This window comes from Olsenella sp. HMSC062G07 (genome assembly GCF_001811895.1).
In the GTDB taxonomy this organism is placed as follows: domain Bacteria; phylum Actinomycetota; class Coriobacteriia; order Coriobacteriales; family Atopobiaceae; genus Olsenella_F; species Olsenella_F massiliensis.
On record NZ_KV806944.1, the window covers coordinates 50,174 to 63,422 of the forward strand.

Sequence of the window (13,249 nt, forward strand, 5' to 3'; positions counted from 1 at the left end):
GTGCGCTTTTTGGACGAGAACGGCGCGGAGCTCGCGGGCGTGGGGCGCGACCTCGCCCTGGTGCGCTCCATCGACCTCTCGCTCTTCAGGCTCTACGTGGGCGAGACCCGCTTCAGGGTCATGTGTGACGTGCGCAGCCTGCTTTTGGGCGAGGAGGGGGCCACGCTGGGATATGCCGCCTCGCGGGGCGCCACGGACGAGGTCGCCCGGGAGCTGGAGCGGGGCATGGCACGCTACGCCGACGTGCTGGACGCCGTCTTTGGGCGCGCGTCGGGCGTGAGCGTCCGCGACCAGTCCGGATCGGGAGCCGCAGGCGGGCTTGGCGCCGCGTGCGCGGCGTTTCTCTCCGCCCGGCTGGACGGCGGCATAGAGAGCATCCTTGAGCTCGTCCGCTTTGACGACATCCTGGCGACCGCCGACCTCTGCGTCACAGGCGAGGGACGCCTTGACGGCCATACGGGCGTCGGCAAGGTCGTGTCGGGCGTGGCCGCGGCCTGCGCTCGGCAAGGCGTGCCCTGCGTGGCGATCGTGGGGGAGGTGAAAAGGGGCGACCTGCCCCCGGTCGTGCGCAGCCTGGCCGCCGTCATCCCGACGGTCGAGTCGTCCGAGGCCGGCGAGGAGGCTCTCGACCACGCCGAGGAGCTGTACGTGCGGGCGGCGAGGCGCCTCTTCTCGCTCGTCGCCGTTGGGGCGGGCCTTGGTGCGTAGCGTGATGAGGAGCTCCGCCCCGTCGTCCAGGCTGGCCATGACGGACGCGAGAAGGTCGGCCGTCGCCGCGACGGGACGCGTCGTGCCGCGCGTCTTTGTCTCATCCGCAGGCGTCCTGGCGCTCAACCTCCTCTGCTGCCTTTTGTGGGGCAGCGCCTTTCCTTGCATCAAGCTGGGGTACGCGCTGTTTTCGGTCACGGCCGACGACACGGGCTCCAAGCTCCTGTTTGCGGGCGTGCGCTTCTTCTTGGCCGGCCTCATGGTGGTCGTGCTCATGAGCGCGCTGCGTCGCAGGGTCGTGCGACCGCGCCCGGACGAGCTGCCCGTGGTGGCCCTGCTCGCGCTCTTTCAGACGGTGCTGCAATATCTCTTCTTCTACCTGGGGCTGTCGCATGCGTTGGGAACGACCAGCTCCATCATTAACGCCAGCTCCACCTTCCTGTCGATATTGCTGGCGGCCCTCGCGTTTAGGCAGGAGCGTCTGACGCCGCGCAAGATCCTTGGCTGCGTCCTGGGCTTTGGCGGCGTCGTGCTGGTCAATCTGGGGTCGCTTCGCACGGGCGGCGGCTTTGCGCTCAACGGGGAGGGGTTCATCTTCCTGTCGGCCCTGTCAGGCGCCGTGGTGACGTGCCTGCTGCGGCTGTTCACGCAGGACCATGACGCCGTGATGCTCAGCGGCTGGCAGTTCATGCTGGGCGGACTGGTGCTTGCTGGGGCGGGTCTGTCGCTGGGCGGGCATCTGTCCCTTCCGGGCCCCTCGGGCGCGGCGCTCATCCTATACATGGGGTTCATCTCGGCCTGCGCCTACTCGCTGTCGAGCGTGATGCTGTCCGTCAACCCCGTGTCGCGTATCGCGGTGTTTCGCTTCATGACGCCGGTGTTTGGCTTTCTGCTGTCGGCGGCGCTGCTGGGCGAGGCAAAGTCCATCGACCCCGCCCGCTCCTTGATCGCGCTTGCGCTTGTGGCGGCAGGCATCATCGTCGTCAACGTGGCCCTGCCGGCGCAGCCACGCGGCGCGACGCGGGAGGGCGTGCGACGCTGAGGCGGGCATGCGGCTCCGCCGAGGGCCTTTTGTCGTCCGTCCGTCGCCCCGCCGCCCGTCCCCTCCCGTCGTGCTACCTGACGCGTACCTCATAGACGTCACGGACGGGAAGCCGCAGGTCGGTTGCCACGAAGGCGTTCGCGCCGCCGCGCCTGGGATCGTCAGGCCATTCCGGAAACAGGTAGACGTGCGCAAACTCCGCGGCAAACGCCTTGATGGTCTGGTGCAGCACGTCCGAGGACCTCCCCTCGAGCGGGCAGAGGAGGTTGGCCAGGTAGGCCCCGCCGGGAAGGAGATGCGCGCGGATGGTCCGCGCGCCGTCCGTCCCGGTGAGCGCGCCCAAGGGCCGCCTGGCCCGAAACGCGTCATTGACGATGAGGCGCCATCGTCGGTCGCCCGACGCCAGCCAGTCCCAACCGTCAGCGCAGCGCACCACGAGGCGCCCCTGCTCCTCGGCGTGAAAGCGCGCCTCAAGCTCGGATAGGAAGAAGTGCCGACGGGCGATGTCGATGATCTTGGTGTCAATCTCCGCCACGTCAACTCGTGCGCGCGGGCAGTGCGCCACCAGCCACTTGGGAAGCGAGAAGCCGCCCCCGCCGACGACGAGGACACCGTCCAAGGTGCGACACCCTCCCGTGCCGCCCGGCCCCAGCATGTCGATGACCTCGGCAAAATACTGGTGGTAGGCGCAGACGAGCTCAAAGCGCTGGTCCGTGGGCCCCCCGTCGAACAGTCGCGCGTCCGATGGGGCCCCCGCTACTCCCGCGACGTCCTCTCCGTCCGTAGCTCCCGCGCCGGGTTCAGCGCCCGCGCCGTCCGATGACGGCAGGACGTAGCTCACGCTCTGGAAGGTGCCGTTGACGTTGAGGAGCCTGATGGCGTCACCATCCTCGTCAAAGCCGTCAAACACCAGGGCGGGCCCAAAGCGCGTGAGGTAGACGCTCACCTTGCGCCAGCGCAGCAACAGCCACAGGGCAGCAAGAAGCACTGCGTCGATGAGGAGGCAGGCTATGACTATGGCAAGGGCAAGCTGGCTCACGGGCGTTCCTTTGGCGCGATGCTGCAGGGCGCATTCTCATTGAGGCGTAAGGTGACCCGATGCTGCGGGGCGCAGGCGCATGATGACCGCACACAGGACGCCTGCGATAGAGATTATGAGTAATGGACATGCTCGGCTATACTACCATGTGCGAAAACCGCACAATCAAGCAGTATGATTTCTCGACCTTTAGGGGGCAGTCAACATGTTTCTCGGCATGGGTCCTTTGGAACTCGTCCTTATCCTCGTCGCGGTCCTCGTGATCTTTGGGCCCAAGAACCTTCCCAAGCTGGGCAAGTCCCTGGGCAAGACCGTCAAGAACATCCGCGAGGGCATGGACGAGGTTGGCGACGCCATGACGGAATCCGACGACGCCACCGACGTGACCGACTCCGTCAAGGACGAGAAGGACGTCGTCGAGGATGCCGCCCCCGCCCACGTCTTCTGCAGCAAGTGCGGTGCCAAGAACGCCGCCGACGCCGAGTTCTGCGGCAAGTGCGGCGCCAAGCTGGGTTCGGCAGAGTAGCCCCACGTCCATCGTCGTAGTCCCGCCCGCACCCCCGCCAATAGGCGACGGGCGGGGACCCATGCGACACCGAGAAGAAAGCGTGACATGGAAAAGCAGGACCGTATGACAAAGAACATCATGACCCAGGGCGCCTACAACCGCCTTGAGCAGAGCATCAAGCAGCTCGAGGACGTCGAGCGCCCCCGCGTCATCGCCGCGATTCAGGAGGCTCGCGACCATGGCGACCTCTCCGAGAACTCCGAATATGATGACGCCCGCGAGGCGCAGGGCCAGCTTGAGGCCAAGATCAGCGAGATGCGCTCCCAGTTGGCCAACGCGGTCATCGTGGAGAGCAGCACCGAGTTCGCGTCGCTCGAGTCGGAGGTCACCATCGCCGACGAGGCGGGGGCGACCCGCACGGTGACCATCGTCTCCGCGTCCGAGGTGGACGTGCTCAGCGGCAAGATCTCCAACAACTCGCCGCTGGGCGGTGCCCTCTTCAACCACACCATCGGCGAGAAGGTGTCCTACGTGCTTCCCTCCGGCAAGGCCAAGACGGTCACCATCGTCGCGGTCAAGCCCAAGTACGATGACGCCGCCGACGGAGGCGCGACGAAGTAGCCCAGGGCGATGCGCCCGCATGCTCGCGCGTGCGCGGCTGCGCCAAGAGGAGCATCGGGGGAATCCAGTGTCAGACGAGCTTGCAAGCGTCCCAGAGGTGGACATCAACGACGAGAGGGCCGTGCGTCGCGCCAAGCGCCAGGCCCTGATTGACGCCGGCATCAACCCGTATCCCACCAGAAGCGAGGTCAGCGCCCATGCCGCCGAGCTTGAGAGGCGCTATGCCTCCCTGGAGGACGGCGCCGCGACCGAGGACGAGTTCACGGTCGCCGGTCGCGTGAGGGCGCTGCGCAAGCAGGGCAAGGTCTGCTTCATCGTGCTCGAGGACGTCTCGGGTCAGATTCAGCTCTTCTGCCGCGTCAACGACCTCGGCGACGCCTGGGGGCTCCTTGGCCAGCTTGACCGCGGGGACATCATCCAGGCGACCGGCGTCGTGCTGCGCACGAGACGCGGGCAGCTGTCCGTCTGCCCGTCGGACGTCAGGCTCCTCTCCAAGAGCCTGCGTCCCCTGCCCGAGAAGTTTCACGGCCTCACCGACCGTGAGGTCCGCTACCGCCAGCGCTACGTCGACCTCATCATGAACCCGGAAGTGCGCGAGACCTTCCGCAAGCGCTCGCGGATCATCAGCCTGATTCGCCGGTACATGGAGGACGACGGCTATCTTGAGGTCGAGACGCCCATGATGCACGCCATCCTGGGAGGGGCCAACGCCAGGCCGTTCGTCACGCACTTCAACGCCCTCGACCGCGACTTCTACCTGCGCATTGCTACCGAGCTGCCCCTCAAGCGCCTCATCGTGGGTGGCATGGAGCGCGTCTTTGAGATTGGTCGTCAGTTCCGCAACGAGGGCATGGACCTCACGCACAACCCCGAGTTCACGTCGATGGAGGCCTACTGCGCCTACTCTGACCTCGACGGCATGAAGCGCCTCACGGAAGGCCTCTTCAAGACCATCGCGCGTGAGGTGTGCGGCTGCGCTGAGGGGCATGAGGTCATTACGTATCAGGGCCAGGCCGTGGACATGAGCGGCAGCTGGCCGTCGCGCTCGCTGTCCCAGATTGCCTCGGAGGTCGTGGGCGAGAAGCTCGACATGGACACGCCCGTCGAGCGCCTGCGGCAGGTCTGCGACGACCACAGGATCGAGTGGCAGGACAACTGGGGGGCCGGCAAGCTCCTCTTTGAGCTCTATGACGAGCTGGGCGAGGGAACCATCGTCAACCCGACCTTCGTGTGCGACTATCCCGAGGAGGTCAGCCCCCTCTCCAAGCGCAAGGACGAGGATCCGCGCCTGACCGACCGCTTTGAGCTCGTCATCTGCGGACATGAGTACGCCAACGCCTTCTCGGAGCTTAACGACCCCATAGATCAGGCCGGGCGCTTTGCTGAGCAGGTGACCGCAAAGGGGTTTGGCGACGACGAGGCCATGGGCTACGATTATGACTACGTGCGTGCCCTTGAGTACGGCATGCCGCCTGCGGGCGGCATCGGCTACGGCATCGATCGCATGATCATGCTCTTCTGCGATCAGCCCGCCATCAGGGACGTCCTCCTGTTCCCCCAGATGAAGCCCGAGACCATCTCGCGGGCGGACATCGAGGCGCAGGTTGGCGGCGCCTTGGGCCAGGACGCGGCGCGCATTGACACGATCGCGGCGGACTCGGTTGCCGGGGCGAGCGGCTCGGCGGAAGGGAAGGGGACCATGGCACGGCTCGAAAGCGGACTTTCTCGCGAACAGGCTCTTGACCTTTTGAAGAAGTACAACGAGGACGAGTTCCACGTCCAGCATGGCAAGACCCTGGAGGGTCTCATGCGCCATTTTGCCGAGCAGTACGACCCCGAGAACGTCGAGTTCTGGGGGCAGGTGGGGCTGCTGCACGACCTTGACTGGGAAAAGTGGGACGACGACCAGCTTCACACCGTCAAGACCGCGGAGCTGCTGGCGGAGGCCGGCGCCGACCCCGCGCTCGCCAAGGCGATCCAGACGCACAACTCCGACGTTAACCCTGATTTGCCCAAACCCGAGCTCAAGATGGAGAAGGTCCTCTTTGCCGTGGACGAGCTGTCGGGGCTCATTCAGGCCGCGGCGCGCATGCGCCCGTCCGGCTCCGTCACGGACATGCCGCTCAAGTCCCTCAAGAAGAAGTTCAAGGACAAGCGCTTCGCCGCCGGCTGCGACCGCAACGTGATTCGCATGGGCGCCGAGCTCAACGGCATGGAGCTCGACGAGCTCCTGGAGGCCGTGCTTGGTGCCATGAAGGCCATCGCTCCCGTGGGCGACTACAACGCCAAGCCCACGGACGCGGCTGCCGAGTAGTCCGCGCGCACACGTTGTGTTCGCCCCCGCGCCGAAAGGTACGGGGGCTTTTTGTGTGGACGCCGGCGCTTTTTGTGCTTGGTACCTTGGGGGTCCCGTCTAAAGCGCACGTTGCGAAGACAACTTCTGCGCCTGCCCAGGATTAGATAATTCGACCCGTCCAAACGCACACGTGCCTCGAGGCCTGAGATGTCGTCCCTGCGCCTCGTCCCGTCCCGCCGCCCTCGCGCACCGGTTTCGTTCATGCGCGGGCGGGGTACAAGCATGACCAGCAAACAGAGGCCGGGTGCATCCCGGCGAACGACCCAGGGGGGCGTTGACGTCAATGTTCGAAAAGTTCACGGACAAGGCGCGCAAGGTCATGAGCCTTGCGCAGGACGAGGCTCGCAACCTCGGCAAGATGTACGTGGGCACGGAGCACCTGCTCCTTGCCCTCATCAAGGAGGGGGAGGGCGTGGCGGCCCAGGCGCTCGCCAAGCTCGACGTCACCTACACGGAGACCCTCGCCACCGTCAAGGAGATCTCAGTTGACGACAACGAGACCATCCCCGGCGGTCACATCCCCTTCACGCCGCTCGCCAAGCGCGTCCTTGAGGACGCCTACCGCGAGACCATGGCGCGGGGCCAGACATATATCTCCACAGAGCACCTGCTGCTGGGCATCGTCTCGCAGCCCGAGGACCGCGCCATGATCGCGCTCTCGCGCATGGGCGTGGCGGGCGACGCCGTCCGCAACGCCGTCAACGAGTTCATCGAGAAGAGCGCCGAGAAGGACGCGCCCTCCACCCAGCAGCCGACGGGCGTTGGCTTTGGCCAGCAGTTCTTTAGCGGCATGGGCCCCGGCCAGAGCCAGCAGAGCGACGACTCGGTCCTCGAGCAGTTCAGCCGCAACCTCACGGCCCTCGCCGCCGACGGCGAGCTTGACCCCGTGATCGGCCGCGACCGCGAGGTGGAGCGCGTCATGCAGGTCCTTGCCCGCCGCCAGAAGAACAACCCCCTCATCCTCGGCGACCCGGGCGTGGGCAAGACGGCCATCGTCGAGGGGCTTGCGCAGCTCGTGGCCGTCGGAAACGTCCCCGACATCCTGCGCGGCAAGCAGATCTGGACCCTTGACGTGGCGAGCCTGGTCGCCGGCTCCAAGTATCGCGGCGAGTTTGAGGAGCGCCTCAAGAAGGTCATCGCCGAGGTCTCCCAGAACAAGGATGACATCCTCTTCATCGACGAGATTCACACCATCATCGGCGCCGGCGCCGCCGAGGGCTCCATCGACGCTGCGTCCATCCTCAAGCCGCCCCTCTCGCGCGGCGAGATACAGGTCATCGGCGCCACCACCGCCGAGGAGTTTCGCAAGCACATCGAGAAGGACTCCGCCCTCGAGCGCCGCTTCCAGCCGATCTACGTCGGCGAGCCCACGCCCGAGGACACCCTCGAGATCCTGCATGGCCTGCGCGAGGCCTACGAGAGGCACCACCGTGCCAAGTACACGGAGGAGGCCCTTGCGGCGGCCGTGACCCTCTCCAACCGCTACGTCCAGGACCGCTTCCTGCCCGACAAGGCCATCGACATCATTGACGAGGCCGGCGCCCGCACCCGCGTTCACAAGGTTGACCTGCCGCCCGAGCTCAAGCAGGTCGACCAGGAGCTGGCGCGCATCAAGGAGGAGAAGTCCAAGGCGGCCGACGCCCAGGAGTTTGAGGAGGCCGCGCGCCTGCGCGACCGCGAGAGGGAGCTGGGAGCCAAACGCGACGAGCTTGAGCGGGCCTGGCACGAGAAGACTGACGCCGCCGTCACGCTCATCACCGAGAAGGAGGTCGCAGACGTCGTCTCGGACATCACGGGCGTGCCCGTCTCCAACCTCACCGAAAAGGAGGCGAGCAAGCTGCTGCGCGCCGAGGAGGCCCTGCACCAGCGCGTCATCGGGCAGGAGGAGGCAATCACCAAGGTGGCCAAGGCCATCCGCCGCTCGCGCTCCGCGCTCAAGGACCCGCGCAGGCCCGGAGGCTCGTTCATCTTCCTCGGGCCCTCGGGCGTGGGCAAGACCGAGCTCGCCAAGTCGCTCGCCGAGTTCCTCTTTGGCAGTGACGACGCGCTCATCAGCTTTGACATGTCGGAGTTCATGGAGCGCCACGAGGTGGCCAAGCTCATCGGCGCGCCTCCGGGATACGTGGGCTACGACGAGGGGGGCGAGCTCACCAAGGCGGTGCGGCGCAGGCCCTACTCCGTCATCCTCTTTGACGAGATCGAGAAGGCCCACCCCGACGTCTTTGACGTGCTCCTCCAGATTCTCGACGAGGGGCGGCTCACGGACGGCCAGGGCCGTACCGTGGACTTCTCCAACACGGTCATCATCATGACCTCCAACGTGGGCGCCCGCGACATCGCGCAGACGAGCTCCATGGGCTTCTCCGCGCAGGGGTCGGGCGGCCTGTCGGACAAGGAGATCAACTCCCGCGTCATGAGCGAGCTCAAGAAGCTCTTCAGGCCCGAGTTCCTCAACCGCGTGGACGAGGTCGTCGTCTTCAAGTCGCTCACGTCCGACCAGCTGCGTGGCATCGTGGACCTGATGGTCGCCGAGCTTCGCAACCGCATGATCGCCCAGGGCATGTCCATAGAGCTCACCGATGCCGCCCGCGACCACATCGTCAAGGTGGGCACCGACCCCGTCTACGGTGCGCGCCCGCTGCGCCGCGCGATTCAGACCCTCATCGAGGACCCGCTCTCCGAGCAGCTGCTCGAGGGCAGGTGGAAGGAGGGCGACATCGTCAAGGCGGACCATGACGGCACGGCGGACGAGCTGAGCTTCGAGCGTGTCGAGGGCGAGATACCAGAGCCCTCCACCCGGCTGCACATGGATCTGCCCAAGGCTCGCGAGCACTGGAGCACCTCGCGCCCGCTGCCCGCCTCCGGCGCGGCCGACGGCACCAGCCGCCAGACCCAGTAGGCTCGCGCTCTCGCCCATGGCCCTGCGGCCCCCAGCCTGCTGGGGGCCGCGCGCACGGAGGGCTCTGGCGCAACGTCGCATGCGGCAGACCCATGAGCGCGGGTGATACACTGTCTGTGACAGTCCGGCCGGCCCGCGACGCGGGTCGGCCTCTTTTAAGGAGAGCCACATGGAAGACGCCCGGCCGACGCAGGAGACGAGCGACGTCAAGGAGCGCCTGCGCGACGCCATCAAGAAGACGGCGCCCGGCACGGCCCTGCGTCACGCTCTCGACATGATCATCGCCGGCCACCTGGGCGCCCTCATCTGCATCGGTGACTCCGACAACGTCATCGACGCGGGCGACGACGGCTTCAAGCTCGACATATCGTTCACGGCAAACCGTCTCTTCGAGCTGTCGAAGATGGACGGCGCCATCGTCATCGACAAGGACCTCACCCAGATCCTGCGCGCCAACTATCACCTCAACCCCGACCCCTCGCTGCCCACGACCGAGACGGGCATGCGCCATCGCACGGCGGCGCGCATGAGCCTGCTCACCAAGGCGACGGTCATCTCGGTCTCCGAGCGACGCCAGGTGGTCACGGTCTACATCGGGGGCGAGGGGCATCAGCTCAAGTCGGTGCCCGAACTCATGAGCAGCGTCAACCAGCTGCTCGTCTCCATGGAGAGCACCCGCGGCAGGCTCGACCGCGCCCTGCTGCGCCTGACGACGCTCGAGCTTGACAACTACGTGACCCTCGCGGACATCACCGAGACGATCTATCTCTTCGAGATGCTCACGACCGTCTCCGCCGAGCTCGAGAGCCTCGTCCTGCAGCTGGGCAGCCAGGGCAAGTCAATCGAGATGCAGCGGGAGGAGCTGCTGGGCAACACCTCGGACGACTACACGCTGCTCTTGCGCGACTATGCGCGCGACAACAGCGAGGCAAACGCCGCCGCCATCCGTCGCGAGCTGCACGGTACGGACAACGCCGACCTGCGCTCCGCCAAGGGCGTGGCGGAGCTTCTGGGCTATGAGGAGATGGCCGAGGACGCCATCCTGCGTCCCTTGGGCCTGCGCACGCTCTCCAACGTCTCGGTGGTGCGCAAGGGCATGGCTGACAAGATCGTCGACGAGTTTGGCTCGCTGCAGACGCTGCTCGACAACATCGAGAGCAATCCCGAGCGCCTTGACGACGTGGGGGTCAAGAATCCCAGCATCCTGGCAGACAGCCTCTATCGGATGTGGGGCAAGCGCGCATGAGCGCCCAGGGCTGCGCCCGCGTGCTGCCGCAGCGCCTGAGGGCCTCCGGCGCGACGCCCGACACCACCGCCGTCATCCTTGCCGGCGGCGTGGGCGCCCGCTTTGGCAACCCCCGGGGCAAGCAGTACGTCGACCTCTGCGGGCTGCCCGTCGTCGCCTGGTCGCTTCTGGCCTTTGACCGGGCCCCCTCGGTGGGCCGGCTGGTGCTGGTGGTGTCCGACGAGCGCGACGAGGAGGTCAGCGACCACGTGCTTCCCAGCGTCTCGCTTGCCAAGCCACTGACGCTGGCCCGCGCGGGATCGACGCGCCAGGACTCGGTCTACTCGGGCCTGCAGGCTGCCGATGACGCCCTGCCCTACGTCGCCGTGCACGACGCCGCCCGACCCCTCGTCGACGTGAGCGCCATAGAGGGATGCATCGCCTGCCTGCGCGAGGGCCAGGACCTGGCCGGGGCCATCTGCTGCGCGCCGGTCACCGACACGCTCAAGCTGGTGGAGGGGCGCTCCATCATCGCGACGCCGGACCGCAGCCTCTATCGACGCGCGCAGACGCCCCAGGTGTTCAGCCTTCGCCGTCTCAGGGAGGCTCATCGGGCCGCGCGCGCCGATGCCTACCTGGGCACCGACGACGCCTCGCTCGTGGAGCGCATGGGAGGCAGGGTCGCCTGCTTTTCGACGAGCGCCGCCAACATCAAGGTCACGGTCCCCGAGGACTATCTTGTCGCCCAGGCGCTCATGAGGGCTCGCCTCATGGGCGAGGGGTGCGGCATCGACGCGGCGACGTTGGCCGCCTGGGGCGACGAGCAAGGCCCCGCCACGCGCGACCGTGACGCCGAAAAGGGGGGTGGGCGCTGATGCTGCGCATCGGCCATGGCTTTGACGTGCATGCCTTTGCCGAGGGCAGGGACCTCGTCCTGGGCGGGGTGCGCATCCCCGCGTCGCGCGGGCTTCTTGGGCACTCCGATGCCGACGTGGTGGCCCACGCGCTCATGGACGCGGTGCTGGGCGCCATGCGCGCCGAGGACATAGGGCAGCTGTTTCCCGACACGGACCCCGCCTATGAGGGCGCCGACTCCTGCGAGCTGCTGCGCCAGGTCGCCGGCCTCGCTCGCGACAGGGGCTATCGCGTCCTGGACTGCGACTGCACCATCGCCGCCCAGGCGCCCCGCCTCGCGCCGCATCGCCTTGCGATGCGTCGCGCCCTCGCCGGCGCCCTGGGCATAGACGTCGAGAGCGTGGGCGTCGCCGCCACCACCACGGAGCACCTGGGCTTCGTGGGCCGCGAGGAGGGCATCGCCGCGTGGGCCGTGGCGCTGCTCGAACAGGACGAAGGAGGAGCTCATGCTCATTTACAATAGCCAGACCCACCGCAAGGAGGAGTTCGTTCCCCTTGAGGAGGGAAAGGTCCGCATGTACGTGTGCGGCCCCACGGTCTACGACCAGATTCACATAGGCAACGCGCGCACGTTCGTCTCGTTTGACGTCATCCGTCGCTACCTGTCCTACAAGGGCTACCAGGTGACCTTTGCGCAGAATCTCACGGACGTGGACGACAAGATCATCAATCGCGCCAACGAGGAGGGCCGCTCGGCCTTTGAGGTGGCCGACGAGTACTCCGCGGCCTTCATAGAGCAGATGCACCGCTTCAACGTGCTCGACCCCGACATTCGCCCGCGCGCCACGCGCGAGATCGACGCCATGCAGGAGATGATCGCGTCTCTCATAGATCAGGGAAACGCCTACGTGGCCCATAACGGCGACGTGTACTTCTCGGTGCGCTCCGACCACGACTACGGCACGCTGAGCGGTCGCGACCTCGACCAGCTGCGCGCCGGCGAGCGCGTGGAGGTCAACGACGAGAAGCGCGACCCCTTTGACTTTGCCCTCTGGAAGGCGGCCAAGCCCGGCGAGCCCAGCTGGCCCAGCCCCTGGGGCGACGGCCGTCCCGGCTGGCACACCGAGTGCTGCGCCATGATCCACCGCTACCTGGGCACGCCCATCGACATCCACGGCGGCGGCCAGGACCTCGTCTTTCCCCACCACGAGAACGAGACGGCCCAGGCGAGCTGCGCCTGGCACGCGCCGCTGGCCAAGCTCTGGATGCACACCGGCATGCTGCGCGTGGACGGCGAGAAGATGTCAAAGAGCCTGGGCAACTTCCATACGCTCAGGGAGGTCCTCGACAGGTACCCCGCCGACGCCGTCCGCCTTCTCATGCTCCAGACGCACTATCGCTCGTCGCTCGACTTTCGCTTTGACCTGCTCGACGGGTCGGTGGGCAACGTCGCGCGCCTGGCGAGTTGCGTGCGCAACCTGCGCTGGGCCTCAAAGAACGCCCCCCAGGACGGCGTCTTCAACGAGGCGGACCGCGCGCTCTCGACGGCCGCCAAGGAGGCACAGGCCGAGTTCACGCGCCAGATGGATGACGACTTCAACACGTCCGGCGCCCTGGCCGCCGTCTTTGGCCTGGTGAACGCCGCAAACAAGTATCTTGCCTCCGTGGGGGGCGACCTCGCCACGGCCGCCTGCCTGCGCGCCGCCGACACGATCCAGGAGCTGATGGAGGTCCTGGGCATAGACCTCGCGGCGTCGGCGGCCGCCGACGAGCTTCCCGCCGAGCTCGTGGGGCTCGCCCGCGAGCATGCCGCCTATGGCGGCGCCGACGTCCAGGAGGCGGCGGAGGCGCTGCTCAAGGCTCGTGCCGCCGCGCGCGCCGACAAGAACTGGCCCGTCGCCGACGCGATTCGTGACGGCATCGCGGCGCTGGGCCTGATCGTCGAGGACACGGCCGCCGGCGTCCGCCTGCGTCCGGCGGAGAGGGGGTAGGGCGC

11 protein-coding genes are annotated in these 13,249 nt (G+C 67.1%); 10 read left to right on the top strand and 1 reads right to left on the bottom strand.

Features of this window, described 5'->3' with window-relative positions; all coding sequences use genetic code 11:
* Together HMPREF2826_RS00950 and HMPREF2826_RS00955 are read left to right on the top strand one after the other, a co-directional pair.
* A partial coding sequence (locus HMPREF2826_RS00950; RefSeq protein WP_148138288.1) for a glycerate kinase occupies positions 1 to 708 on the top strand: 708 nt, incomplete at its 5' end.
* A 4-nt stretch (positions 709 to 712) separates the two neighbouring features.
* Positions 713 to 1,750: a DMT family transporter gene (locus tag HMPREF2826_RS00955; protein ID WP_246824646.1), complete on the top strand. Its 1,038-nt coding sequence runs from the start codon at positions 713 to 715 to the stop codon at positions 1,748 to 1,750.
* Between the two features lie 73 nt (positions 1,751 to 1,823).
* Here the strand turns inward: HMPREF2826_RS00955 and HMPREF2826_RS00960 are convergent, their stop codons facing one another.
* Positions 1,824 to 2,789 carry a spermidine synthase gene (locus HMPREF2826_RS00960; protein WP_070638341.1) on the bottom strand — a complete coding sequence of 322 codons (966 nt, stop codon included), beginning with the start codon at positions 2,787 to 2,789 and terminating at the stop codon, positions 1,824 to 1,826.
* A 205-nt stretch (positions 2,790 to 2,994) separates the two neighbouring features.
* Between HMPREF2826_RS00960 and HMPREF2826_RS00965 the strand changes: the two genes are divergently transcribed.
* The 8 genes from HMPREF2826_RS00965 to cysS all read left to right on the top strand — a co-directional run bounded on the left by HMPREF2826_RS00965 (position 2,995) and on the right by cysS (position 13,244).
* The gene (locus HMPREF2826_RS00965) at positions 2,995 to 3,315 is read left to right on the top strand and encodes a twin-arginine translocase TatA/TatE family subunit (RefSeq protein WP_070638344.1); all 321 of its coding nucleotides are present in this window, start codon (positions 2,995 to 2,997) and stop codon (positions 3,313 to 3,315) included.
* Positions 3,316 to 3,420: 105 nt separating this feature from the next.
* Complete coding sequence (gene greA, locus HMPREF2826_RS00970) at positions 3,421 to 3,918, top strand: transcription elongation factor GreA (protein WP_168163957.1); 498 nt, start codon at positions 3,421 to 3,423, stop codon at positions 3,916 to 3,918.
* Positions 3,919 to 3,937: 19 nt separating this feature from the next.
* On the top strand, positions 3,938 to 6,232 hold the full coding sequence (gene lysS / locus HMPREF2826_RS00975; RefSeq protein WP_148138289.1) for a lysine--tRNA ligase: 2,295 nt from the start codon (positions 3,938 to 3,940) through the stop codon (positions 6,230 to 6,232).
* 325 nt (positions 6,233 to 6,557) lie between these two features.
* A complete protein-coding gene (locus HMPREF2826_RS00980; RefSeq protein ID WP_070638350.1) occupies positions 6,558 to 9,173 on the top strand; it encodes an ATP-dependent Clp protease ATP-binding subunit in 2,616 nt (871 codons plus the stop codon).
* 169 nt (positions 9,174 to 9,342) lie between these two features.
* Entirely contained in the window at positions 9,343 to 10,419 is a 1,077-nt protein-coding gene (gene disA, locus HMPREF2826_RS00985; protein ID WP_070638353.1) for a DNA integrity scanning diadenylate cyclase DisA, read from the top strand.
* Complete coding sequence (gene ispD, locus HMPREF2826_RS00990) at positions 10,416 to 11,273, top strand: 2-C-methyl-D-erythritol 4-phosphate cytidylyltransferase (protein WP_070638356.1); 858 nt, start codon at positions 10,416 to 10,418, stop codon at positions 11,271 to 11,273. Before disA ends, ispD begins: the two co-directional genes overlap by 4 nt.
* Complete coding sequence (gene ispF / locus HMPREF2826_RS00995; RefSeq protein WP_070638359.1) at positions 11,273 to 11,776, top strand: 2-C-methyl-D-erythritol 2,4-cyclodiphosphate synthase; 504 nt, start codon at positions 11,273 to 11,275, stop codon at positions 11,774 to 11,776. Before ispD ends, ispF begins: the two co-directional genes overlap by 1 nt.
* Positions 11,760 to 13,244, top strand: a complete 1,485-nt coding sequence (gene cysS, locus HMPREF2826_RS01000; RefSeq protein ID WP_070638362.1) for a cysteine--tRNA ligase — start codon at positions 11,760 to 11,762, stop codon at positions 13,242 to 13,244. Before ispF ends, cysS begins: the two co-directional genes overlap by 17 nt.
* Positions 13,245 to 13,249 lie beyond the last annotated feature (5 nt).